The 23,629-nt window shown below is 41.4% G+C and carries 21 protein-coding genes, 1 tRNA gene and 1 pseudogene; 10 read left to right on the top strand and 13 right to left on the bottom strand.

Features of this window, described 5'->3' with window-relative positions; all coding sequences use genetic code 11:
- Positions 1-192: 192 nt before the first annotated feature.
- Together EGC82_RS20070 and EGC82_RS20065 are read right to left on the bottom strand one after the other, a co-directional pair.
- Positions 193-384, bottom strand: coding sequence for a DUF3185 family protein (locus tag EGC82_RS20070; RefSeq protein ID WP_124732319.1), 192 nt, complete (start codon positions 382-384; stop codon positions 193-195).
- 220 nt (positions 385-604) lie between these two features.
- Positions 605-1,057 (bottom strand): DUF1499 domain-containing protein, encoded by a 453-nt coding sequence (locus tag EGC82_RS20065; RefSeq protein ID WP_124732318.1) that lies wholly within the window; start codon positions 1,055-1,057, stop codon positions 605-607.
- Between the two features lie 943 nt (positions 1,058-2,000).
- Between EGC82_RS20065 and EGC82_RS20055 the strand changes: the two genes are divergently transcribed.
- Together EGC82_RS20055 and EGC82_RS20050 are read left to right on the top strand one after the other, a co-directional pair.
- Positions 2,001-2,645 carry a peroxiredoxin-like family protein gene (locus EGC82_RS20055; RefSeq protein WP_124732317.1) on the top strand — a complete coding sequence of 215 codons (645 nt, stop codon included), beginning with the start codon at positions 2,001-2,003 and terminating at the stop codon, positions 2,643-2,645.
- Positions 2,646-2,788: 143 nt separating this feature from the next.
- Positions 2,789-3,109 carry a putative quinol monooxygenase gene (locus tag EGC82_RS20050; protein ID WP_124732316.1) on the top strand — a complete coding sequence of 107 codons (321 nt, stop codon included), beginning with the start codon at positions 2,789-2,791 and terminating at the stop codon, positions 3,107-3,109.
- 345 nt (positions 3,110-3,454) lie between these two features.
- Here the strand turns inward: EGC82_RS20050 and EGC82_RS20045 are convergent, their stop codons facing one another.
- From EGC82_RS20045 to EGC82_RS20025, 5 genes and pseudogenes are all read right to left on the bottom strand, one after another.
- On the bottom strand, positions 3,455-4,432 hold the full coding sequence (locus EGC82_RS20045) for a transposase (protein WP_124732315.1): 978 nt from the start codon (positions 4,430-4,432) through the stop codon (positions 3,455-3,457).
- An 83-nt stretch (positions 4,433-4,515) separates the two neighbouring features.
- Positions 4,516-5,055, bottom strand: a pseudogene (locus tag EGC82_RS20040) (transposase); the annotation flags it as partial.
- A 2-nt stretch (positions 5,056-5,057) separates the two neighbouring features.
- Positions 5,058-5,324 carry a hypothetical protein gene (locus tag EGC82_RS20035; RefSeq protein WP_124732313.1) on the bottom strand — a complete coding sequence of 89 codons (267 nt, stop codon included), beginning with the start codon at positions 5,322-5,324 and terminating at the stop codon, positions 5,058-5,060.
- 398 nt (positions 5,325-5,722) lie between these two features.
- Complete coding sequence (locus EGC82_RS20030) at positions 5,723-5,953, bottom strand: DUF7683 domain-containing protein (RefSeq protein WP_124732312.1); 231 nt, start codon at positions 5,951-5,953, stop codon at positions 5,723-5,725.
- Between the two features lie 9 nt (positions 5,954-5,962).
- Positions 5,963-7,897 carry a colicin E3/pyocin S6 family cytotoxin gene (locus EGC82_RS20025; protein ID WP_124732311.1) on the bottom strand — a complete coding sequence of 645 codons (1,935 nt, stop codon included), beginning with the start codon at positions 7,895-7,897 and terminating at the stop codon, positions 5,963-5,965.
- 85 nt (positions 7,898-7,982) lie between these two features.
- Between EGC82_RS20025 and EGC82_RS20020 the strand changes: the two genes are divergently transcribed.
- Positions 7,983-8,708 (top strand): zeta toxin family protein, encoded by a 726-nt coding sequence (locus EGC82_RS20020; RefSeq protein WP_124732310.1) that lies wholly within the window; start codon positions 7,983-7,985, stop codon positions 8,706-8,708.
- Positions 8,709-8,729: 21 nt separating this feature from the next.
- On the top strand, positions 8,730-8,894 hold the full coding sequence (locus tag EGC82_RS21305; RefSeq protein ID WP_164839172.1) for a hypothetical protein: 165 nt from the start codon (positions 8,730-8,732) through the stop codon (positions 8,892-8,894).
- Positions 8,895-9,303: 409 nt separating this feature from the next.
- Here the strand turns inward: EGC82_RS21305 and EGC82_RS20015 are convergent, their stop codons facing one another.
- The 3 genes from EGC82_RS20015 to EGC82_RS20005 all read right to left on the bottom strand — a co-directional run bounded on the left by EGC82_RS20015 (position 9,304) and on the right by EGC82_RS20005 (position 13,181).
- A complete protein-coding gene (locus tag EGC82_RS20015; RefSeq protein ID WP_124732309.1) occupies positions 9,304-10,635 on the bottom strand; it encodes a tyrosine-type recombinase/integrase in 1,332 nt (443 codons plus the stop codon).
- A gap of 87 nt (positions 10,636-10,722) precedes the next feature.
- Positions 10,723-10,812, bottom strand: a tRNA-Ser gene (locus tag EGC82_RS20010).
- Positions 10,813-11,024: 212 nt separating this feature from the next.
- Entirely contained in the window at positions 11,025-13,181 is a 2,157-nt protein-coding gene (locus EGC82_RS20005; RefSeq protein ID WP_124732308.1) for a M3 family metallopeptidase, read from the bottom strand.
- A 329-nt stretch (positions 13,182-13,510) separates the two neighbouring features.
- On the opposite strand from EGC82_RS20005, the gene EGC82_RS20000 reads away from it, so the two are divergent.
- Positions 13,511-13,771, top strand: coding sequence for a DUF5062 family protein (locus tag EGC82_RS20000; RefSeq protein WP_124732307.1), 261 nt, complete (start codon positions 13,511-13,513; stop codon positions 13,769-13,771).
- 109 nt (positions 13,772-13,880) lie between these two features.
- Here the strand turns inward: EGC82_RS20000 and EGC82_RS19995 are convergent, their stop codons facing one another.
- The gene (locus EGC82_RS19995) at positions 13,881-14,570 is read right to left on the bottom strand and encodes a DUF3157 family protein (RefSeq protein ID WP_124732306.1); all 690 of its coding nucleotides are present in this window, start codon (positions 14,568-14,570) and stop codon (positions 13,881-13,883) included.
- A gap of 319 nt (positions 14,571-14,889) precedes the next feature.
- On the opposite strand from EGC82_RS19995, the gene hcp reads away from it, so the two are divergent.
- Complete coding sequence (gene hcp, locus EGC82_RS19990; protein WP_124732305.1) at positions 14,890-16,548, top strand: hydroxylamine reductase; 1,659 nt, start codon at positions 14,890-14,892, stop codon at positions 16,546-16,548.
- A gap of 113 nt (positions 16,549-16,661) precedes the next feature.
- On the top strand, positions 16,662-17,873 hold the full coding sequence (locus tag EGC82_RS19985; RefSeq protein ID WP_124732304.1) for an FAD-binding oxidoreductase: 1,212 nt from the start codon (positions 16,662-16,664) through the stop codon (positions 17,871-17,873).
- Positions 17,874-17,998: 125 nt separating this feature from the next.
- Here the strand turns inward: EGC82_RS19985 and EGC82_RS19980 are convergent, their stop codons facing one another.
- The gene (locus EGC82_RS19980; RefSeq protein ID WP_124732303.1) at positions 17,999-18,535 is read right to left on the bottom strand and encodes a GNAT family N-acetyltransferase; all 537 of its coding nucleotides are present in this window, start codon (positions 18,533-18,535) and stop codon (positions 17,999-18,001) included.
- Positions 18,536-18,777: 242 nt separating this feature from the next.
- Between EGC82_RS19980 and EGC82_RS19975 the strand changes: the two genes are divergently transcribed.
- A complete protein-coding gene (locus EGC82_RS19975; RefSeq protein WP_124732302.1) occupies positions 18,778-19,572 on the top strand; it encodes a polysaccharide deacetylase family protein in 795 nt (264 codons plus the stop codon).
- Between the two features lie 306 nt (positions 19,573-19,878).
- The gene (locus EGC82_RS19965) at positions 19,879-20,388 is read left to right on the top strand and encodes a peptidylprolyl isomerase (RefSeq protein ID WP_124732301.1); all 510 of its coding nucleotides are present in this window, start codon (positions 19,879-19,881) and stop codon (positions 20,386-20,388) included.
- A gap of 139 nt (positions 20,389-20,527) precedes the next feature.
- Here EGC82_RS19965 and EGC82_RS19960 read toward each other — a convergent pair whose 3' ends face one another.
- Entirely contained in the window at positions 20,528-21,736 is a 1,209-nt protein-coding gene (locus tag EGC82_RS19960) for a porin (RefSeq protein WP_124732300.1), read from the bottom strand.
- A gap of 369 nt (positions 21,737-22,105) precedes the next feature.
- Between EGC82_RS19960 and EGC82_RS19955 the strand changes: the two genes are divergently transcribed.
- Positions 22,106-23,581, top strand: a complete 1,476-nt coding sequence (locus EGC82_RS19955; protein ID WP_124732299.1) for an MBL fold metallo-hydrolase RNA specificity domain-containing protein — start codon at positions 22,106-22,108, stop codon at positions 23,579-23,581.
- Positions 23,582-23,629: the final 48 nt, after the last annotated feature.

The following is a 23,629-nucleotide window of genomic DNA, read 5'->3' as shown; positions in this document are numbered from 1 at the left end:
ATTATAGGAATACAAAGTAGATGGCGCTGCTGAGTGTTGAGCTAAATTTGACTGCATCGCAGTCAAATTCGTCAAACTAGCCTATTGATTGGCGAAAGGCTTATGTGTATTAATGGCACTAAAAACGATCGTTATCACACAAGATAATCATTAGTGTGGAGTACTTTTACTGCATGCTTAACCAGGGCTTATTTACTTTAGCTTGGTGATACCAATTAACATGCAAATAATACCACCAGCCATTCCTGCCCAAGCTTCTAGCGGCGTATCACCGCTCAATGCTCGCGTAACTTGAGAGCTCGCTGCATCGTAAATATTGTAGCCCCAGATAGCTAAAAAAACGCCAGCAATAACCAGTACAATACCAATAATTTTACTATTCATTCTTACTCCAGACTTTGATAATATTACAATTGATTAGACGACAACCAAGATATCTAAAACTAATATGACTAATGAAAAAATAACGCCTTAGTATAAGTCGATTCAGATAATTTTGTTTAATAACTCGATAAAAAGTCGCTTCTATCGAGTCTATTTTCGTTAAAGATAGTCGCGCTAGACGTTCACTAAACTTTATCTTATAAATCGCCTTTATAAAATATTATTGTTGCTTAAATTCATTTCTAATTTGTTCTATTCGCTCACGATTAACCCCAAAGTCTGAGCGGCCAATACGTGAAGCAGATCTGACATCTATAGTTATGTTATCAGATGCGGTTGCTGGAAAATAAAACTCAACATCATCAACAAAGCGCATTATCTGCGAGGTAAACTCTACGCGAATATAATTGTCCTCAACCACAACAATATTTGCTCGCTCTGCTGTTTTGAGTATGTGTAAAAGACGCACTTGTGCTTGTTGCGGGGTTCCGATGAAATTAATAGGTGCTATAGCATGTTCTTCATCGCTAGCTTGTTGTTGGCTATTGACGCAGTTTGGTGAATCAGGGCAAGATGCCAATTGGCTATCATTTATGCCTAATGTCGGTACCGTGCCAGTACAACCCGCTAAAAATATTAAGCTAAGTACAATAAGTGAGATCTGCTTGTTCATTGTTATCATCCTTTGAATTATAAAGTATTAATTTTAAACGTTATGTAATTCTTGAAGCCACGTGCCACAGAGACTACAACGTGTTCACAACCCACTTTAATAGTAGCCATTATGTCTGCTATTAAATCATTATAAGGCTTAATGGTCAGGCTGTTAACAACGTCATTACCAACAGATACCTTTTTAAACCTTAAAGTTGATTACAACTAAGTAATTAATTTACCACCATTAAACACTCATGTGGAAGCTTGATATCCGTCTACTGCAATACAGCTTGTCTATCAAACTGTGTTTTAGACATTCTACAGTTACTCACTAGGGCCTGTTGATCTTTGCTGGTTGAATTTTGTTCGAGTTAAAAACGTTTTAATCGAGGCGAATGGATTGATGCCTAGTCATCTAAGCAAAATGCATTCAACAAAGAGTAAAACGTTTTTAGCCGAACCCTTCGGGCAGCGTTTGTTGGCCATTTTTACTGTGTTATCGACTTTTTATGTAGAATAACTACACCTCAAAGTCTCTGCCGCGCAGTTGTATATGTGAGTAATGGCCAACAATTCGCTGCAAAAATAACCTTGAAAGATCAACAGGCCCTAGTTATCCCAGGGCGAGATCGCGAACGTTTTACGAACAGATTCAGTATGTTTTTAAAACTACATTTGTTCAGGACGTTATCACTTCATGTGTGATTGGAAGTGGTTCTGTAATGATACTATTCATTGTGAACAAAAAACGTACATTCATGCGGTTGCCCTGCTCGTTATCCCCTTTAAGTGAATGAGTGCAGCACTAAGCCAATGTATTCATTATCATTGGTATTAACACTATTAACACTATTAACCTATATAGCAATACTTTGAATGTTTGTTGAAAAAACAACTTGAACGATCACTCAAAATATGATTGAATAAGCGTTCAAAATTAATCAATATTAGGATCTAACATGGCTTTAACAGAAAAATTAAACGAATTTAAAAAAGGTTTTACTGAAAATGTACCTCAAGACATACAAGGACTAATGCAGCAAGCGACACAAAATCTTGCTGATTCAGGTATTGTATTAAACACGCCTAAAAAGGGAGATAAGCTGGCTGAATTTTCGTTGATTAATGCGCAAGGCACTGATGTGTCATTATCAAGCTTGTTAGAGAATGGTCCTGTTGTTGTTACCTTTTATCGCGGTGGCTGGTGCCCGTACTGCAATTTAGCGTTACGTGAATATCAAGCCTCACTTGAAGAAATTAAAGCACTTGGCGCAACTTTAGTTGCAATTACTCCAGAGCTAGCTGACGCATCACTTTCAACCACTGAAAAAAATGAGTTACAGTTTGAGGTATTAACAGATACTAACGCTCAATACGCTAAAGATTTAGGCCTAGTTTTTACATTACCTGAAGAGCTACGTCCTGTTTATTTATCGTTTGGTATTGCCGTAGAAGAACATAATGGTGCAAACCAGTTTGACTTACCTTTAGCAGCAACATTTGTTGTCGCGCAAGATGGCACAATAGCGAGTGCTTTTGTTGAAGTAGATTACACATTAAGACAAGAGCCTAGCGAAGTCATTAAAGTATTAAAGAGCCTATAAAAGCAGACTCAATTAGTTTAACTTTAGCTATTTTTGATCTGGTATCTACGTAAAATCTTATCATTAATAGCTAGTTAAAATTAATGGAACAATTACATAATATATTATTATTCAACAAGATTTTATAACCAAAGGAGAAGTGAATGTTTGCTGTAATTGTAAAAGTTACTATTAAACCTGAACATAAAAATGAGTTTATTGAAGCCATGTTTGATGATGCTCGCGGTTCAGTGCAAAATGAACCAAATTGCTTCCTCTTTAACATAGTTCAAGATCAAGAAGACCCTAACCTCCTTCATCTTTACGAGGTCTATAAAGATGCTGCGACCTTTGAAGAACACACAAAAACGCCTCACTTTGTCCGCTGGGTGGAAACAACAAAGAATTGGTTAGCAAAACCACTTGATATATCTACAGGTACTCACCTATTTCCAAGTGATGATTGCTGGAAAAAACAAAGTTAACTGCAGCTATCGCAATCAGCTGTTGTGCTTCTATCAGCAGCTGCAAGTAGATGAATCATTTCCCCGTTATATTTAGCCTAAAGTTAAAAATCACTAAAAAGCTAGCCACCCATTATTTGAATAAATAAAAAGCTAGCCACCCATTATTTGAATAAATAACATAACTCGTTTTCATGGCTTTGGCGAGGGTTACGCTCGATGTACTCAACTCACCAAATTTAATCAATATGGTTAAAAATTATCGTTAAATTAATGCTTTATTCTTCTTTTGAAGAATCCGGCACAGCAGGAAATCTTGATATCAATCAAGTAGAAGGAATATGGTGGTTTTTCAAGAATTAATGCTTAAGCGCACATCCAGCGCTGACAATTTGCCGCGCCTTGTCGTCGTTTTCGGTCCAAATGCTCACAGTATTCGGTTAAGGCAGGTAATGCGCCGACAGCGCCTTTAAATAATGTACCAAATTCAGTGGTGATTTTAAGCCAATTCTCTGCGGGGATGTTGAGTCTATTCAATATATCCTGACTGCTTGAGCTAATGGCGCCACGCTTATCTTCTCGAATAATCCGACCGGTATCTTCAACCAGTATAATGTAGTCTTTCACGCTGAACATGAGCCCGTTAGGCATATTGAGTCGCTCATTACCCACAAACGGTAATAACTCAGCTGGTTGCTCGCCTTTTATTGCTGAATTGATACGGCGCTGAATACTGGTGTAATCAGAGGTTTCTGGGGTTGCAGCCATTTTGGCTCTGACAGGGTTTAAATCTACATAAGCCATACAGGCTAAAACTGCGGCTTCATCAAGCAAAGCCTGAGACTTAAAACGTCCTTCCCAGAATCGGCCTGTGCACTTATCTTCTTTGTTGGCCATTCTGGCGATGGGCTCACTGAGTGAGCGCATAAACCAGCTGATATCAATTAAGCGTTGTCGATATTCGGTAATGCATTCATTAACCGTTTGAAGCTCAAGCTGGTTAAGGTCTTCCTCTTTAAGGTATTTGTGCGTGAGTAACGTGCCCTTAAAACCTTTGTGCCATTGAGTGAGCACTTCTTTATCTGACCACTGTTTTACTTTGTCAGCATCGACTTTCAACACTACATGCAAATGATTACTCATCACGACATAAGCACAGATATCAATAGCAAAGATGGTCGCTAACTCAAGAATGCGTGAATCGACCCACTCACGCCGATGTTCAAAGTTCTCACCTGTAGATTTATCAAAACCACATAAAAATGCCTTACGCACCACACGCGAGCAGCAGTGATAGTAAGGCGTATCTTCTAAACTCACGAGGGTTTGTCTTGGTCTGGCCATCTTTAATTACCGTTTGGAAAGGGTAAATAAAGCGTAGTGGAGCGCTCAATGTTTAGCCAGTTAGAATGGGTGGCCATGTTATTGCAGGCTAAAACTGCGGCTTCATCAAGCAAAGCCTGAGACTTAAAACGTCCTTCCCAGAATCGGCCTGTGCACTTATCTTCTTTGTTGGCCATTCTGGCGATGGGCTCACTGAGTGAGCGCATAAACCAGCTGATATCAATTAAGCGTTGTCGATATTCGGTAATGCATTCATTAACCGTTTGAAGCTCAAGCTGGTTAAGGTCTTCCTCTTTAAGGTATTTGTGCGTGAGTAACGTGCCCTTAAAACCTTTGTGCCATTGAGTGAGCACTTCTTTATCTGACCACTGTTTTACTTTGTCAGCATCGACTTTCAACACTACATGCAAATGATTACTCATCACGACATAAGCACAGATATCAATAGCAAAGATGGTCGCTAACTCAAGAATGCGTGAATCGACCCACTCACGCCGATGTTCAAAGTTCTCACCTGTAGATTTATCAAAACCACATAAAAATGCCTTACGCACCACACGCGAGCAGCAGTGATAGTAAGGCGTATCTTCTAAACTCACGAGGGTTTGTCTTGGTCTGGCCATCTTTAATTACCGTTTGGAAAGGGTAAATAAAGCGTAGTGGAGCGCTCAATATTTAGCCAGTTAGAATGGGTGGCCATGTTATTTAATGTCAAGGTATCAACACTGCCTAAATGGTCTCGCAGTACGTGCTGGAACGGTGATTGATTACCTAAGCTGCCCACATGGGCTTTCATCTTAATGGTGTGGTCACCAATGTAGGTTTTATCTACCGTACTGCTTAAGGTCACTTCACGCTCAAAACTGCCCACATAATACGTGGTCGATACCACGCTACCACTTTGCTGTTTAACCTGTTTATAGCGGTTACCATTGGCATCGTAACTGAATGTGCTTTTTACATTATTGCGGTCTACCGTTAACGGCTTGTTTTGGTCGTTATAGGTTAACGTTACCCCATCACCCGTGAGCCTGTTACCGTTATTGTCATAGGTGAACGTTTTTGTACCACCACGGATAAACTGCCTAATGGCGTTAGGTCCTGCATTACCGCCAGCACCTTTGCCTACACTACCGTAAAGATACTGACTGCCGTAATCGCCTTTAACAAGGATATTACCTGCGGCGTCATAGTCGTAGTTGGTATGAAATAATTATGGGTGTCTTATTTATTAGAAATTGCTAGTAATGATGAAGTTAGTGAGCAACTATAGGCTGCTCGCTAAAAAGATTAACTATATGACTCTAGGAAGTAATCAAACTTAACGAGGTTTATAGTCATATCTACCCTTTCGGATAAATGCTTCGCTGCACCTTCTTTAACTGGCCAGCACCCCTCTAATGGATTGTCAGCCTCTACACCAAGCACTTCTCTGATTTCGGGTAGAGTTAACGCAATTGATTGTTCACCAATCATTTTTTCGCCATTCTTCTCGTACCATACGACATACCACTTACTCATATTATTCACCTAAAGGAATTTCTTGATATTTCTGGATTTAATCGCATCACCTAATTGCTTGCCTGTTTGCGGGTCAAATGAACCTAGGTGCTTACCTGATTTATTGTACATTTCCAATTCGCCATGCCTCGAATCCCATTCGTAAATTTTCCCTTTCTTGTCTTTCCATCTTTCCCTAAGGCCGCCTCCACCCTGAATTGGGGTCTTAGATTTGACCCTATTAAGACCTGAAATACCGGGGATTTCTTTGGGAGCACGAATGACGTTGCTAACGTGATTTGATTGCCTAATAGTCTGGGTTGCGGCATCACCCACGGCTTCAGCGACATTGCCTAGCTTTCTAGCCTCACTAGCGAATGGTATTAGCCCAGCCCATCTCCATAAACCAGATACATCCTCGCCAGTGAAGAAGTCTTCACCAGTTACCGCAGTATATACATCGGCTGCTATGCCAACAGGAGTAAACCCAACCCCAATGGAAGCGGCATCATCAGCACCAAATCCTGAGTTGTCTTGGTTTTGATTTACATTAGTACCACTATCTCCTTTATGCAGGTTAACTGCCCCAGACACCTTACCAACTTGCGCGGTACCGCCACCATTACCGTCAAATGATATGGAAAAGTTCTTCTCGCCATTTGAGACTGAAGTTAATTTATAAGTTTCCCCATCAGCTGTCACATAGAGATTACCACTTTCATCTTTCTCAAGCTTCTCAAACGCCTTACCTGATATAACCTCGTCTAATTCTTCAGATCTATACCCAGTCGGGTCAACCCCACTCATCGGATTATTCAAAATATACGAATACGGATTAGCGCTTTGGCTATTCTCTGGGAACTGCAAAAACGGGTCAACACTTAAAAAGCGACCGATGTTGAAATCGTAAATCCGCCCGTTCATGTGAATAAGCTCTTGCTCGTTCAAATGCTCATGGTCTGTAAAGCCTTTGGTTACCCCCTGCCAGCTACTTAATAACGCATTACCTGATGCGATGTCTCTTGGACGACCAAACACATCATAACCTCGGTGCTGTAATACTGCTCCGGTTCTGGCATCCATCAAGGTATCGACACTGCCTAAATGGTCGCGCAGTACATGCTGGAACGGTGATTGATTACCTAAGCTGCCCACATGGGCTTTCATCTTAATGGTGTGGTCACCAATGTAGGTTTTATCTACCGTACTGCTTAAGGTCACTTCACGCTCAAAACTGCCCACATAATACGTGGTCGATACCACACTACCGTTTTGCTGCTTAACCTGTTTATAGCGGTTACCATTGGCATCGTAACTGAATGTACTTTTTACATTATTGCGGTCAACCGTTAACGGCTTGTTTTGGTCGTTATAGGTTAACGTTACGCCATCACCGGTGAGCCTGTTACCGTTATTGTCATAGGTGAAGGTTTTTGTACCACCACGAATAAACTGCCTAATGGCGTTAGGGCCTGCATTACCGCCAGCACCTTTGCCTACACTACCGTAAAGATACTGACTGCCGTAATCGCCTTTAACAAGGATATTACCTGCGGCGTCATAGTCATAATTAACCGCAGCATAGGTGATACCTTTGTACGTTTTAGTTGAGTCATCAACCCGCATGAGCTCGTCATAGTTGTAGCTTTCTTTGAACTGGGTAATCACATTGTGTTGAAAGGCTAAATTACCCATTCCATCATAATCATAATTTAAGTATTGCACCCCGATAGTACTGCACCCTCCAGAAGAACTGGTACAGATACTCGTCGGTGAACCGGCTAAATTACGGCTAAACTGTTGAACATAATGGTTACTGAACGTTTGTTGATTAATACTGCCAAAGGCGCTGTACTCATCGACTATGCGCAGTGATTGCTCGGAACCATCAGTAAAACGTTGGTAGTCTTCGATTAAATAACCATTGTCGTCAAAACGATAGGCGGTGGCATTGTCGATTAACATGCGTATAAAAAACTCAGATATATTTATACCCAATTTATATTGACTGGTATCATGCTGTTCTATTCTAGAAACGTTACCACAGGCTATGACAGAGCAAGAGACTGAAATTGAAACTCAAGCAATTATATTTGCAAAAGCAAATCGAACTCGTATAGCACGTGAACTAACCGATTTAGGCAAATATCCAGCAGATCAACAGCCTGTCTCTATCTTTATGTGTGGTTCTCCTGGCGCAGGTAAAACAGAGGCGTCAAAGGCGTTTATTGAAGTGTTTGATGAAACAGGAATTATAAGACTTGACCCTGATGAACTAAGAGTTTACTTCCAAGAATACACAGGTAAAAACTCGTATTTGTTTCAAAAAGCAGTCAGTTTTATAGTTGAACGCACTTTAGACAGAATTTTCAATAATGACCAAAGCTTTATTTTAGATGGAACGTTGTCAAACTTTGATGTTGCCTGCAAAAATATTGATCGCTCCTTAATGCGAAATCGAGCAGTACTCATTATTTTTGTGTATCAAGAGCCTGAATTAGCTTGGGAATTTGTACAAGCAAGAGAAAAGCTTGAAGGCCGTGGTATTTTACCCTCTATATTTATTGATCAATTCTTAAATTCACAAAAAGTCGTTAGGCAAGTCAAAACCAAATACGGTGCTTCGATTAAGATAGATTTACTTATAAAAAACAACGATGGTAGCACTCATATTTACCATGACAATATTACAGCGGTAGAGCATCATATTAGGAATGAATACACTCGCACAGAATTAATAAGGCTGTTAAACTTACCTCCTGAGCCTATTTTTTAGACTATTTTATGTGAGAAACCTATGTCGACAAATGTATCTAAAAATAAAGTTACCACATCTAAGCTTTCAGCCTTTGTTATGAACGCAAGTTCTGCAGAGAAAGAGCGTGTGTATGCTGAGGTTATCAAGAAGGCAACTGAATCACAGAATAAGGTTATTAGTGAAGCCAAATCAATAGCCATGTAACATTTCAGGCTGGATTTGTGATAACCCCAAATATACCAACAATTAGAATAATGAACTACTCAATTCAAAATTGGCACACCTTAAGTTGTTTACAATAAAAAATACCAGTAGATTGCGCCTATAGGGTTCAAAGGGCTTCCCCTTGCCCGAGCTTGTATCCGACCTTTTTGGAACAAAAAGTGGGATACAAGCGTACCGGGTTACGTACTAGTCCCACATAATTGTGGGCTGTTTTTTGCTTCGCACTCACCGACTGCGAGCCATTTTCAACAGCCAAATCTCTCGCTCTCTGCTGTAGCGAAATAATGACAGCTTTGGCAGTGTTTGTGCCTCAACTGACACTGTTACTGCCAATCGAGACAGATTGTTAATTTAGGTTTAAAGTTTATTTATTAACCACACCCGATCATCAAATTTGATAGTCAATTTTCTCAATATCCTTAAGCAATGCAGCAACGTTTATATCTTTGCCGTAACGACTGAAAGTGATGTTGGGATTAGCGTGACCGACGATTTGCGCCACGATGTGCTCACTGATATCTAATTGCTTCATTTCATCGATAAACGTGTGTCTTAGGCCGTAGGCGGTTGGACGCTGATTCGCTTGCATGCCGATTTCGGTTTGAAGCTTGGCGAGCTGTTTACAGTAAGTTTTTGACCAATCTTCAATGATGCCTACAGGTTTATAATCAAACAGCTGGGTATGTGTTGTTTTTCGTTGCTCAACAAACGCAATAAAGCCTAGCTCAAGCAAGTGCTGATGTATTGGCACATAACGTTTAGCATTGAGGTTCTTTAATCGTTGTACAGCGCCACTGTCATCAATGCTAATGCAGTGTATGCCGTCGATTAGTTTGATATCTCCAGGTTTGAGCTGGCAAGCTTCTGAAGGCCTTAAACCACCATAAAGCATCAAACGGGTGACCCATTTGAAATCGGTTGTTGAAGCCTTGAATGATGAGCTGCGAAGTAGTCGTTTAAGTTCAGTGTGCGTCCAGCGGTCTCTAGCTTGATTCGGTTTAGCTTTTGGTTTTTGTCCGACAGTAACGCTTTCAAAGGGGTTGTGGTTGCAATAGTTCATTAACTGGCACCACTTAAAGAACTGAAATATGGCAGCTAAGTACTCTTTATTGCTTTTGTAGCTTCGGCCTTGGGTCAGTAACTCATCGCGATAGGTCATCGCATCAGCACTGGTGATGTCATGCACACATTTATCATCAGTTTTAAGCTTGGTTTTAAGAATGGATTTTGATGATACGGTATCAATAAAATGCCGAGTACGCTGCTCAAGCTGCTTGATAGACAGAGGCCTAATGGCTGATTTTTGTTTTGAGATAATAAATGCGCTTAATGCTTCGTTTAACCCAATAACAGGCTTTGCTTGCGCCACAGAGGTAGTTTCACGATGCTGAGACAATTTAGTCTCTCTAATGGGGATAGAATGAGGTTTTTGCGTGATGTTGAATGTAATATCAGGATCAGCTGCATCAAACTGAGCTCTAAGATTGTTAATGACCTCATCAACGTAGCGAATAAAGTCATTAATACGGGTTTGATGGTCAATAGACTTGATGATTTTTTTGAGTGCTCCGGCAACATCAATGTTACGGATGACTGCTTCTGCTCTGTCACGAGTGAGTAAGGAGACTTTTACGTCAAAGGGAAAGCCCTTGTCGCGTAAATATTTGGCTAAACAGATACGTGTAAAGTATACGTTGTTGGGTGCTCGATAAAGATACATTGTCTGAGTCAATCCTTATGGAGAGCCCCTCAAACGCCAAAAACAAAAAAAGCCGTTGATAATCAACGGCTTTTCTCGTATTTAATGTGGCGGAGGGATAGGGATTTGAACCCTAGAACGGGATAAACCGTTGCCGGTTTTCAAGACCGGTGCATTCGACCACTCTGCCATCCCTCCGAACGCGGTGAATAATAAGGGTATTGGCGAAAATGTAAAGCCTTGAAGTGTTCAATGGCACAACAAATGTGCAAAATGAGCCAAAAAAGCTCACAACTGCACAATATTCACTCTTTTTAACAACCCACTTACTACTGTTCCGCTTTTGTTTGTTCGCTTAGCTCTCGACTTAATGAACCACTAAAATCGAGAGGCTAAGCATTTTCGGTATTTTAGTTAACTAAACCACGACGCTTTAATAAGGCATCAGTTGATGGTTTTTTGCCCGTAAAGTCGATGTAACTTTGCATCAGATCTTGGCTGTTACCTTTTGACAAAATAGTGTCGCGGTACTTTTGGCCATTTTCTAAGGTTAATCCACCGTGTGACATCATGTAAGAGAACGAGTCAGCGGCAAACACTTCAGTCCATAAGTACGCGTAGTAACCCGCAGAGTAACCGCCGCCGAAGCTGTGGCTAAAGTAGGTGGTTTTGTAGCGTGGTGGCACTGGGGTGTAATCTAAACCGTGTTTGGCTAGCGCTTGTTTTTCAAAGGCTGCAACATCAGTGATTTCTGTGTCGGCAGCTATTGAGTGCCATTCCATATCAAGTAGCGCAGCGGCTAGGTATTCAACCGTACCAAAACCTTGGTTAAAGGTATGCGACTTTAATACTTTTGCAAGTAGCTCAGCAGGGATAGGCTCGCCAGTTTGATAATGCTTAGCGTAGTTGGCTAGCACTTGTGGTTCGATGCTCCAGTCTTCGTTGGCTTGTGATGGAAACTCAACAAAGTCGCGTGCAGTTAAAGTGCCCGCTAAGCTTGGATAGTTAACTTGTGAGTATAGACCGTGAATAGCATGACCAAATTCATGGAACATAGTGCTCACTTCATCGAATGTCATCAGTGTTGGCTGACCTTCGGCTGGCTTAGGGATGTTAAGCGCGTTATAGACCACAGGCTTGGTGTTTTTCAAGAATGACTGGCTAACTAGCTCGTCCATCCATGCGCCACCACGTTTACCAGGTCGTGCATATGGGTCTAAATAGAATAGACCAATAGAACTGCCGTCTTGGTTAAATATTTCGTAAGCCGTCACGTCTTTTTGCCATACAGGCAAATCGGTGCGTGGTTTAACTGTAATGCCATAAAGCTTGTTCATCGCAAAGAATAAACCATCGTTTAATACGGTGTTCATTTCAAAGTATGGCTTAACCTGGCCGTCGTCTAAGTCATATTTAGCTTTACGTACTTTTTCTGCGTAGTAAGCCCAGTCCCACGGTTCAAGTTTGAAGTCTTTGCCGTCTTTAACGATTTCAGCTTGAATGTCTGCTGCTTCAATTTGCGCTTTAACCAGAGCTTTAGGGGCTAAGTCATCAAGAATGCCATAAACCGCTTCTGGAGTTTGGGCCATTTGATCGCCAAGGGCATAAGCCGCCCATGTTGGGTAGCCTAGTAGTTTGGCTTTTTGTGCACGCAGGTGGGCAATTTTGATGTTTAACGGTGCATTGGTGTCCATGGCGCGATACGCTGAGGTTTCCCATAGCTGTTTGCGTACATCACGGTTTTTAAGGCTAGACAGAAGCGGCTGAGTGGTGGTGTTCACTAAGGTGATCATGTAACCGGTTTTACCTGCATCTTTTGCTGCAGCGGCCAATGATGCGATGTCGCTGTCTGATAAGCCATCAAGTTGAGCTTTATCTTCAATGAGGATAACGTCATCTGTAAATGATTTTAAAACGTTTTGCGAAAAGCTGGTTTCAAATTTAGCGAGCTCACCGTTTAGCTCTCGCATGGTTGTTTTGTCTGCAACTGATAACTCAGCACCGGCACGTACAAAACGGTCGTAGTAGACTTCAACTAGGCGTAAGTCTTCGCCTTTTAGGGTGGCTTTGTTTTTATAAATAGTTTGGATGCGAGCAAATAGCTTTTCATCAAGGTAGATGTTGTCTTGGTGTGCCGTTAATTTAGGCACAATTTGCTCTTCGACACTGATAAAGTTGTCGTCTGAAATAAGCCCTGTCAGATTAAAAAACGCCCGTTGAGTACGGTCTAAAATAGCGCCGGTTTTTTCTAACGCAACCACAGTGTTTTCGAATGTAGCCGCTTCACTATTGTTGGTGATAGTGGCGATTTCAGCTTTGTGTTCTTGCATGCCTTGCTCAAATGCAGGTAAGTAATCGCTCGCTTTTAGCTTGTCGAACTGTGGAGCCATGTATTGTAAAGGACTTGGCGTTAACAGAACGTTGTCGGCAATAGCAGGTGCTTTGGTCATTGTTTTTGATGCATCTGCGGTAGTTTTGGCTGCCATGGCGGTGTCTGCTGATTGTTCTGAACACGCGCTAAGTATCAGTGCAGCACTAACTGCCGTGGTAATAAGTGTTTTACGCATTAAAATATCCTTGGGTCTGTGCCCGATTTAGGTGCTTTTATGCCTATTCTAAATGTTATTGTGACGTTGAATAGTGACAGTAAAAACGTAAAGTGATAGTACCAAACTCAAAAATAAGCTATTGCTCAGCGGGTTGGTATAACCCAATACAATACCAAGCCTGCGCCTTGCAGCAAAGGTTAATGGTATTAACTAAGATTAATTATTGTAACTAAAGTTGCTAATAGTGATGTTTATTAGATTTTGCGGCATATTGACCGCAATTGTAGTGCTAATTTGTCTGTATTCGCGTAGCTTAATAGCAATAGAGAGTACCATGAGGATGATAGATGAAAGCGGGTAAACACGATACCAAACTGCTCAAGCTCGCGATGGAGATTGGCATGGGATACGCACAAAAGCGTGGTTTTGATGATTTTGGTAAAGGTATTTCGCCAAAAGACAAAGTGGAATGTATTTATCGATTATTGGTACAAGACAACTTAATCCAGCCTTTAGCCGAAGATAAAGATGATGGTCCAAATCGCAAACATAAATTGATATTATGGATTAGTAAGCAGCTGCCGAAAGAGCATGAGTTGTTAAATTAATTGGTGTTAACACGTCGCCTCAATAACTGCGTCGTGCAAAAAAGCCCAAATGAGATATTAATTTCACTTGGGCTTTTTTATGTCATTTTTGAAAAACGGTTTCTTTGGGCTAACGAGATTCAATTTCAATAATTTTTAAGCTGATTAACTGCTTTTGCCATTGCTGCTTATTAACACCTTCTATCCAAATTGTATCACTTTGGCGATGCTGACCTTTACGCAGGTAAGTTTCTGGCATACGGAATATAGCTTCCCAGGCTTCAAGCTTTTCTGTTTTGAGCAATGCACCGTTGTCATTGTAAAAACTCACTTCAACTTCAACAACCGTGACATGTTCGTTACTGGTACTGTCAAAATCAAACACTAAGCCAAGCTTATTGCCTTGCCACTTTGTGTTAGCAAGAGTGATTTTAATGCCGTCTTTAGCTGTGCTGCTTAATAACTCTGGCTGTGCTAATGCCGCTGCCGTTAAACGTGTGGTGACGATTGCAGGGGCCACGGAATGAATTAGTGCAGGTGTTACCTCGGTGTTGGCGCTATCAACAGGCATGCCTATTGCGGCTTCTGAGGTGGCAATAGGTAATACCGTTGTAGCCGCTACAGCAGTTGCAACAGTGGCTTGAGTGACAACTACAGGTTGGTTAACGGTTTCGGTAATGATGTATTCCCAGGTGAAGTCGTCTTTTAAGCGAACATTAGCACCATTGTCTAAGGTGATCACAGCAACATTGGCAGCCATTGCCGCTGGGGCAAGTAATAAAAATAAGGCTGATGCTATAACGTTAAGCTTGGTTTTCATCTATTCATCCTGATTGAAAGTCTTTAATAGATTAATTCTACGTGTTTTTATTGGATAAATGGAAAGTTTTTAACGGCAGGCTGTAACGATCATATCGACTTATTCTGATATTAATAATAGACCATTAGGCTTGATTACCTTTACGTTGAGCTTCGTTATTGCTAGATAAAAAACGACTTATATTAGCGATTGCTAAAGGTGATACGGCTCATAAAAGCTAACATTAGTAATAAAAACGGGTTTTGATTTACAAAGTAAAGAGTAAACTCATCCTTAACATGTAAAATTTATACATGAATAATATTTGAGGAGTAGAGTTATGTTTTGTGTGCAATGTGAGCAAACCATTAGAACACCAGAAGGCAATGGCTGTAGTTACTCGCAAGGTATGTGCGGCAAGCTAGCGTCGACGTCTGATATTCAAGATTTATTAATCTATATGCTACAAGGCGTGTCGGCTTATGCTGTTAAAGCGCGTGAGTTTGGCATTGTAGACAACGACATTGACACTTTTGTGCCTAAAGCCTTTTTTGCCACGTTAACTAACGTAAACTTCGACGATGAACGCTTAATTGATTATGCCTACCAGGCACAAACGTATCGCGATCAATTAAAAGCGGCTTACATTGCAGCTTGTAAAGGCAAAGGCGTTGAGCCAGAAATGGTAAGTGGCCAAGGTGAATTATTACTGGCGACTTCAAAACCTGAAATATTAGCTCAAGCGCCGATTGCATTGCTTAATGGCGGAGACGTAAATGAAGACATTTTAGGCTTACGTTTATTATGCCTATATGGCTTAAAAGGCGCAGCGGCTTATATGGAGCATGCTCGCGTATTAGATCAAACTGATGTCGATGTGGCTGCTGAGTTCCATAAAATTATGGCATTTTTAGGCGAAGACTCTGTTGATGCAGACAAGTTATTTGCGACTGCAATGGAAATTGGCCAATTAAACTATCGCATTATGGCGATGTTAGATTTAGGCGAAACCACCTCATTTGGCCATCCTGAGCCAACACAAGTGAATACCAAATCTGTTAAAGGTAAAGCGATTTTAGTGTCTGGTCACGACATGAAAGATCTAGAGCTTATTCTTGAGCAAACTGTAGGCAAGGGCATTAATGTCTTTACTCACGGCGAAATGTTACCAGCACTTGCTTACCCAGCATTTAAAAAATACGCGCATTTAGTCGGTAACTACGGCGGCGCTTGGCAAAATCAGCAAAAAGAATTTGCCACTTTCCCAGGTGCAGTAGTGATGACCTCAAACTGTATTATCGACCCTACAGTGGGTGAGTACTCTGACCGTATTTATACCCGCAGTATCGTAGGTTGGCCTGGTGTGACTCACGTTGAAGGTGATGATTTCAGCGAAGTGATTAACAAAGCCCTTGAGCTTGAAGGCTTTGCTTATGATGAAATTCCACACATGATCACTATCGGTTTTGCTCGTAATGCCTTAATGGCAGCGGCACCAACCGTAGTTGAAAATGTTAAGAATGGTTCTATTAAGCACTTCTTCTTAATTGGTGGTTGTGATGGCGACAAGTTAGAGCGTAATTACTTTACCGATTTAGCTAAATCAGTGCCTGACGATTCAATTATTTTGACCTTAGGTTGCGGTAAGTACAAATTCAATAAATTAGACTTTGGTGACATCAATGGCATACCACGCTTATTAGATGTGGGCCAATGTAACGATGCCTATTCTGCTATTCAGTTAGCATTAGCATTAAAAGATATTTTTGAATGTGACCTTAACGATTTACCGTTGAGCCTAGTGTTGTCGTGGTTTGAGCAAAAAGCGATTGTGGTGTTGTTAACTCTGTTATCGCTTGGCGTGAAAAACATCCGTACAGGGCCTACAGCGCCAGCGTTTTTATCTGACAATCTAATGACTATTTTAGAGCAGCAGTTTGGTTTGCGTGGCACTACTGATGTTGCGTCAGACTTAAAAGCCATGATGAAAGTGGCGTAATTAGCCCTAAAAATCGTGCATTTATGTTACCCGTATTTGCACGATAACGATTACAGGCGATATGAGATGTTCATATCGCGCTCGGTGTTTTTTACTGCGTTAAAGGTGTCAAAATGAGTAGTGCTCCCTCAATTGGTTTTTCATTTTCACAAGCGCTTTCTGCCCAAGCGGCAAAAAAGGTAACTCCTGTTATCGAGGCCCCTGTTTTCAAGACCACGCCTACGGTGCAACCGCCTGTATTGACAGGCTCGAAGGCACTTTGGGCTGCCGAAAACTGGCAGCGAGGTGAGGTGCAGCTTTGCTGTGTTGAAAAATGGAATGAAACCCATGATGTGGTGAGTTTTCGATTTCAAGGGCTTGAACCGGTTAAGTTTAATTTTAAACCGGGACAGTTTATTACCTTTAAACTCGACATTAATGGCGACAAAGTTTATCGCAGTTACACTATTTCATCATCGCCTTCACGACCATTTTCGTTAGTGGTTACGGTTAAAAAAATCGCTGGTGGTTTGGTGTCTAATTACTTAACTGAGTCGCTCAATGTTGGCGATGAAGTAACGGTTACTGGCCCTGATGGAATATTTAACTTGATCGACATTGAAGCCGATAAATACTTATTGTTAAGTGCTGGTTGTGGTGTCACACCTATGCATTCTATGTCGCGCTGGCTTTGCGATACCACTACCGACAGTGATATTGCCTTTGTACACAGTGCCAAAACGGTTAATGACATTATGTTTGCCGATTCGATGGCATCAATGGCATCTCGAAGCCCGAGTTTTAATCTTAATTATGTACTTGAGTCCGACAGTAATAAGCAAGATTTAACCGCTAAACATACCTCTACAGGTTGCGAAGGTGGTCGTTTAAGCTTAGAAACCTTAGTCAAGTTAGTACCAGATTATCAACAACGTACAGTATTTGTGTGCGGACCTGAGCCCTACATGGCGGCGGTAAAATTAATGCTTGAAGCTGCCGAATTTGATATGAGTCAGTTTAATCAAGAAAGCTTTGGCGCAAGTAGCGCTCTAGGCTTAAAAGCGGCGCTAGACAGTAATCCATCAACAGAACGGTTTATGTTGAGTATTGGTGACAAGCAGGTTGAATTAAGCGGCGATCAAAGCTTACTTGACGGCATAGAGTCTGCAAAGTTACCGATGATTGCGGCTTGCCGAACGGGCGTATGTGGTGCATGTAAATGTCAGGTTGTTTCAGGCACCACAGTGTCGTCTAGCAAGATGGCATTAACCGCGGAAGAAATTGCTGCCGGTTTTGTATTGGCGTGCTCTACTAAAATGACTTCGAATGTGCAGCTAAAAATGTAGCTTAGCAGCGAAATTAATACTGAGAATCCCTTATCGACTAAGTTATTTACGGCTAAGTGGTTAAGGGATTTTTTATTAGGGAAAATATACGATTTTAATGGCTTGATAGTCGCAGAGTTTCTCGGCTAAACGTTATCTATTGATCCGCCAGCCTTGAGCAAAATCTCATACCGATTGAAGGTAAGTTCGCCTTCTTGATACTGCGAGTGATAAACCATCCCAAGCTTAGTGGCGACATTAATCGAACCAGTATTAGCATCCGCCGCATAAGCATAAACAACGTCTAAATCCATGTGTGCTTTAGCATAATCAATACATGCCTGATTGGCTTCTGTTGCTAAACCCATACCCCAGTAATCCGGGTGTAAGCGATAGCCAATATCGACGGCATTAATACGAGTTTCATTTTTAAAACCGCAAAAACCAATCACGGTGTTGGTGTCTTTAACGACTACCGCCCAACGGCCAAAACCATACTGTTGATATTCCACCAGCCAAATAGTGCGGATGATGTCTTCGGCATCAGTTAACGTGGTGCACACGCCCGCATCGCCGGTATATCGATTCACTAGCTCTGGGGTATTAAAGTGCAACACCGCAGGGGCATCTTCAAGGGTGAACTCTCTAATCATTAGCCTTGGGCTTTCTGTGATGATTTTCATTTTTATCTCCTGTAGCGACCATCATTACTGGTAATAAGGTTGGCGTTAACAATAAATGCCGCCATTCTTAGCTGTCATCATGTACCATCAATTATTGTTGTTAGTCTAATTTTGTCGCCAGCACCGTGATGATTAAATTGCTAAATTGCTTAAAAACAACAGTGGTCAGCATAGCGTGTAAGACCTTGTTAAATAGTACTCTTAAGCACGCTATATTACTTCAAGATCAAAAGGTTAGCCTTATGTTGAATGTAAAACGATATGTTATTTTGCTAATAATGTTATTAATATCAGCAAGTTTATACGCCAATGAGCCTGTAGAGTTTGTGTGGCCACATAATGCCAAAGCGGCGGTGAGCTTGTCATACGATGATGCATTAGCCAGCCAGCTTGACCATGCTATTCCTGCGCTAGGGCGCTACAAATTTAATGCATCGTTCTATTTGGTTATGTCGGCATCAACAGTTGCTAGTCGATTAAATGACTGGCGACATGTGGCTGCCTTAGGGCATGAACTAGGTAATCACTCTTTATCTCATGGCTGCAGTAAGTCGCTGCCAAACCGAGACTGGGTAGCCGACTTTGTAGATTTAGATACTCGTTCGCCGCAAGCGTTACGTCATGAACTGGAAATTGCTAATGCCTTTTTATTTGCGATTGACGGTAAATCAACGCGTACTTTTACTGTTCCGTGTGGCGATACTATGGCCGGTGGGAAAGATTATTTAACCGAGGTGAGTCCGTTATTTATGGCTGTAAAAGGGCAGGGTGTTAATGACGATAGTGAGGTGGTTTATATGCCCTCAGAGGTAAGTGGTGAGACCCTCATTAACTATGTTAAAGCTGGTGCGGAACAAGGTCAGTTAGTGAGCATTGTGTTTCATGGTATTGGCGGAGATTATTTGAGTGTCTCCAGCGAGGCCCATGAACAATTATTACAGTTTCTTGCTGCACATCCACAAGAGTATTGGGTGGATACTTTTCAAAATATAATGCGCTATAAACAACATGCTATCGCCGCAGCTAATAATCAGTAAGTGACATTAAGGTATTTTTCAATATTTTGGCTTGGTTGAGTAGAGCTGGAGCAGTATCAAGCCAGTGCCAAGTCGGGCGATACCTTACCGTCTTTGCATTCTAGTTAGTTTACGTCAGGTTATCCGTTAACGATACGTGCAGGAGTAAGCGCGATGAGGCGCACCGCGATGGATTTATTTAATCAGCTAGGGCAATAAGTTAACCGTTTTAATCGATTGGATTTCATTTAACGATATGTGTAATAGCCGCTTTCGGTTCTATATAATATAATGACGGCTATTCTCATTTTTGGAACATGGCCGTATATGATTATCTTCAGCACCAACCTTGGCGATTTTACCGTAGAGCTTGAAATGGAACGTGCACCTGTTTCGTCAAAAAACTTTTTAAAATATTGCCAAGATGGTTTTTATGAAGGCACTATATTTCATCGGGTTATTAAAGGTTTTATGGTGCAGGGGGGTGGCTTGACCGACAAAATGAAAGAGAAACCCACCCGTGATCCGATTGCCAATGAAGCCAATAAAGGTTTGAACAATGTGTTAGGTACATTGGCCATGGCGCGAACCGATGCGCCACATTCTGCTACGGGACAGTTTTTTATTAATGTTGCTGATAATGATTTTCTAGACCACGCTGCGATGACTAATGCCGGTTGGGGTTATGCTGTATTTGCTAAAGTGACTGCGGGTATGGATGTGATTCAACAGATGGAGCGTGTTAAAACGACCACCAAAGCAGGCCATGAAGACGTGCCGCGCGAGCCGATTATTGTTGAAAAAGTAACTATAATTGACGAGAAGCATGTCGCTTAATTAAGTGCGCTGCATTTCACTTAGGCATTAAGCTATTAAACATTAGCTATGAAGAACTGGCTTAAAGCAACGTAATAAAAAAGGTTCGACAGCGATGTCGAACCTTTTTTGATCGGTCAGTTAAGCCCAAATATGCAGACTACAGCGTGAAACGAACACCAATAGCTACGCCATCATCTTCAGACACTTCCATTCTGGCTTGTTGTGCTTTGTCATTGCTGGTGAAGTCACTGTAATCACGACGAGCTTCAACATACAAAACGGTATCTGGGTCAAATACATAATGTAAACCCACTACAAAAAACTGACGTTTGAATACGTCATCTGGATCGGTATTGTAGTTAGGCTGGATAACGTAGTTAGTGCCTGCATCCAAAACGTTGTACGACACAAAAGTACGAATATTGTTATCGAACTTGTATGAAAACAATGACTCAATACCCACAGCATCGTTAATTAAACGGCCGATATTATCGGTGTCATGATTTTCGTTTTTGTTGATGTTAGCAGCGGCATAAAAACCGTTTTGATCAAAGTTACCCCAGGTGATACCCATGCCGTAAATAAGATCGACAGCAGTGGATGTTCCACCGTTACCAAAGGTCACATCAAACTCACCACGGTTAAGACCGGCAGTTAGCACTAATTTGTCTGTTGCTTGATAGGTTACCGCGCCGCCATAGGTGTAGTTATATTCAACTTGTTGAGCTTCTGCTGAACCGGTAGTCCATAATGCTTCACAGTCATCTTGGGTAATACTTTCTGCGTCACAGGTATAGAAGGCGCTATTTTTAAGCTGGGCTTGCACGGCAAAGCTTATGTCGCCAAAACTGTTACGATATTGCACGGTTTTGTCGCCACGACCCACACCGTTTACTGCGCCATCATCTTTGTTATAAGTGTAAACACCCGCAGTGTTACCGTCCCATACAAAACCATAGTTTGTGCTGTAGACCACGTCATACCAAGCACCCCATTGCTTGCCAATTGTGATGCTACCGTATTTGTCATGTGATAAACCTGCATAGCCAAGACGGTTATAGAAAAACTCTTCTTGGATTGATTCAAAACGGTTGTTATACACTATGTCTGTGCTACCTACCGGATTAACACCCCATTCAAGCAAAGCGTAAGCTTTCCAATCATTTTGTAGTTGACGACTAAAACCAAAATTAATTCGAGAAGCACCGTTAACAACTTCTGTTTCGCCTTGAGTATTAATGACACGTGCATCGATGAATCCGCCAATTTTAACGGCATTAACATCATCTTTATAGATTTCGATTGCCGAGGCAGTAGGTATTACCAGAATGGTTGAAATCAATGCTGCAACTAATGTTTTATTCATTTTAATCTCTTGTCTTGTTGTTTGAGTAAGCACAGCTTAATCCGTTAATATATCTTTCCATTGAGACGACGGAGAGTAACAAACCCTCTATCGACTAACAAAGTGAAATATGCTCAAAAAAGGCGATATACATCATAAAATGCATTGTTCAATGACTTAGCTAAACCTGGTGTTAATCGCAGGTTGGCTTAAGGTTAATAATTGTAAGTAAATGTTGATTGGTGATGGCTTATGCAGTTTAGGTGATTTTTTATGGAATGAAACTAATGTTCGTTTTTTATACGTTTATTTGATATGGATCGCTATTTTATTCTGTAAATGTCATACGCTTAACTCAGCACTGTTATCGATTTTATCGGGAGCGACATCATGGACATGACTTTGCAATTTCACGGCGCCACAGAGGAGGTGACAGGGTCTTGTCATATACTCACCGTTAATGGGCAGCAAGTATTACTTGATTGTGGATTAATTCAGGGCAGTAAAGCAGATGCGTTACGTAATCACGATCCTCTTCCATTCGACGCGACACAAATCCATGCTGTGGTACTAAGCCATGCACATATTGATCATTCTGGTCGACTGCCTTATCTAATAAAGCAAGGCTTCACTGGGCCTATTTATACCCAAAAAGCCACCGCACAGTTATGCAATATTATGTTGCGTGATGCGGCTATGTTGCAAGAAAGAGACACCGACAGGCAAAATAAAAAACGCGCAAAACATGATTTAGAACCGCTTGAACCGCTATTTACCGAAGAAGATGTTGAGCACGTTATAGTGCAATTTGTTGAGGTTGATTACGGCCAACGTGTACATATTGCCGATGCGATAGAGATTTGTTTGTCTGATGCGGGACATATTTTAGGTTCGGCGGTGGTTGAGTTGTGGTTAGGTGATAAATCGACACAGAAAAAACTGGTGTTTAGTGGTGATTTAGGCCGAGCAGGCATGCCTATATTGGATGATCCAACCTTTATTGAACAAGCCGATTTAGTGTTAATGGAAAGCACTTATGGCGATAGAACTCATCGAAGTTGGCAAGAGACCTTAGTGGAGCTTAAATCGATCTTCAAAGATACCATTCATCAAAGTCGTGGCAATATTTTAATCCCCGCATTTTCGGTAGGGCGTGCCCAAGAGTTATTATATTTATTTCATTTATATGCCAAAGAGTGGGACTTATCCGGTTGGCGTATTTGCTTAGACAGCCCAATGGCAATAAAAGCGACCGAAGTCTATGTTAATAATTATCCGTTAATGGATGATGATTTTAAGCGTTTTACCCGTTTGTCACCCGGCCACCACCCGTTGTTATCTTGTGCTGAATTTATTAACAGTACCGAAGAGTCGATAGAGCTGAACGAGATCCATAAAGGACTTATTATTATCGCCGGCAGTGGTATGTGTAATGGCGGCAGGATCCGCAATCATTTTGTGCACAATCTGTGGCGCAAAGAAGCCGATATTATTATTTGTGGTTTTCAGGCTTTAGGCACACCAGGAAGGCTACTTGTTGATGGTGCGGATGCGCTGACTATTCATGGTCAGAGTGTCAAGGTGGCTGCTCGGCTTCATACGGTTGGAGGATTATCGGCTCATGCTGATCAAACTGAGTTACTGTGTTGGTATCAACATTTTAATCAATCACCACCAGTGATTCTGGTGCATGGTGAATCGAAAGCACAACAGGTGTTAATTGAAGCATTAAATCAACATCCGGCTTATAAACCTAAAAATAGTGCCATTGCCAAGCGTGGAGATTGCTTAGACTTAAACGCTTTACCTGAGTTTGTGTGGCTAAATACGCTGAGTGACAACCCTCTAGAACCATCACCATCTTGATATTGGTTAACGTGATTTAGTTTATTAATGCTGAGTTTATTAATGCTT

The organism is Shewanella livingstonensis (genome assembly GCF_003855395.1).
Lineage (GTDB): Bacteria > Pseudomonadota > Gammaproteobacteria > Enterobacterales > Shewanellaceae > Shewanella > Shewanella livingstonensis.
Note: the sequence above shows the minus strand (reverse complement) of the source record. Positions and strands in the feature narration are given on the sequence as shown.

Coding starts and splice junctions, on each gene's coding strand:
- EGC82_RS20070 (WP_124732319.1), bottom strand. CDS start 384: ATGAATAGTAAAATTATTGGTATTGTACTGGTTATTGCTGGCGTTTTT.
- EGC82_RS20065 (WP_124732318.1), bottom strand. CDS start 1,057: ATGAACAAGCAGATCTCACTTATTGTACTTAGCTTAATATTTTTAGCG.
- EGC82_RS20055 (WP_124732317.1), top strand. CDS start 2,001: ATGGCTTTAACAGAAAAATTAAACGAATTTAAAAAAGGTTTTACTGAA.
- EGC82_RS20050 (WP_124732316.1), top strand. CDS start 2,789: ATGTTTGCTGTAATTGTAAAAGTTACTATTAAACCTGAACATAAAAAT.
- EGC82_RS20045 (WP_124732315.1), bottom strand. CDS start 4,432: ATGGCCAGACCAAGACAAACCCTCGTGAGTTTAGAAGATACGCCTTAC.
- EGC82_RS20030 (WP_124732312.1), bottom strand. CDS start 5,953: ATGAGTAAGTGGTATGTCGTATGGTACGAGAAGAATGGCGAAAAAATG.
- EGC82_RS20025 (WP_124732311.1), bottom strand. CDS start 7,897: ATGTTAATCGACAATGCCACCGCCTATCGTTTTGACGACAATGGTTAT.
- EGC82_RS20020 (WP_124732310.1), top strand. CDS start 7,983: ATGACAGAGCAAGAGACTGAAATTGAAACTCAAGCAATTATATTTGCA.
- EGC82_RS21305 (WP_164839172.1), top strand. CDS start 8,730: ATGTCGACAAATGTATCTAAAAATAAAGTTACCACATCTAAGCTTTCA.
- EGC82_RS20015 (WP_124732309.1), bottom strand. CDS start 10,635: ATGTATCTTTATCGAGCACCCAACAACGTATACTTTACACGTATCTGT.
- EGC82_RS20005 (WP_124732308.1), bottom strand. CDS start 13,181: ATGCGTAAAACACTTATTACCACGGCAGTTAGTGCTGCACTGATACTT.
- EGC82_RS20000 (WP_124732307.1), top strand. CDS start 13,511: ATGAAAGCGGGTAAACACGATACCAAACTGCTCAAGCTCGCGATGGAG.
- EGC82_RS19995 (WP_124732306.1), bottom strand. CDS start 14,570: ATGAAAACCAAGCTTAACGTTATAGCATCAGCCTTATTTTTATTACTT.
- hcp (WP_124732305.1), top strand. CDS start 14,890: ATGTTTTGTGTGCAATGTGAGCAAACCATTAGAACACCAGAAGGCAAT.
- EGC82_RS19985 (WP_124732304.1), top strand. CDS start 16,662: ATGAGTAGTGCTCCCTCAATTGGTTTTTCATTTTCACAAGCGCTTTCT.
- EGC82_RS19980 (WP_124732303.1), bottom strand. CDS start 18,535: ATGAAAATCATCACAGAAAGCCCAAGGCTAATGATTAGAGAGTTCACC.
- EGC82_RS19975 (WP_124732302.1), top strand. CDS start 18,778: ATGTTGAATGTAAAACGATATGTTATTTTGCTAATAATGTTATTAATA.
- EGC82_RS19965 (WP_124732301.1), top strand. CDS start 19,879: ATGATTATCTTCAGCACCAACCTTGGCGATTTTACCGTAGAGCTTGAA.
- EGC82_RS19960 (WP_124732300.1), bottom strand. CDS start 21,736: ATGAATAAAACATTAGTTGCAGCATTGATTTCAACCATTCTGGTAATA.
- EGC82_RS19955 (WP_124732299.1), top strand. CDS start 22,106: ATGGACATGACTTTGCAATTTCACGGCGCCACAGAGGAGGTGACAGGG.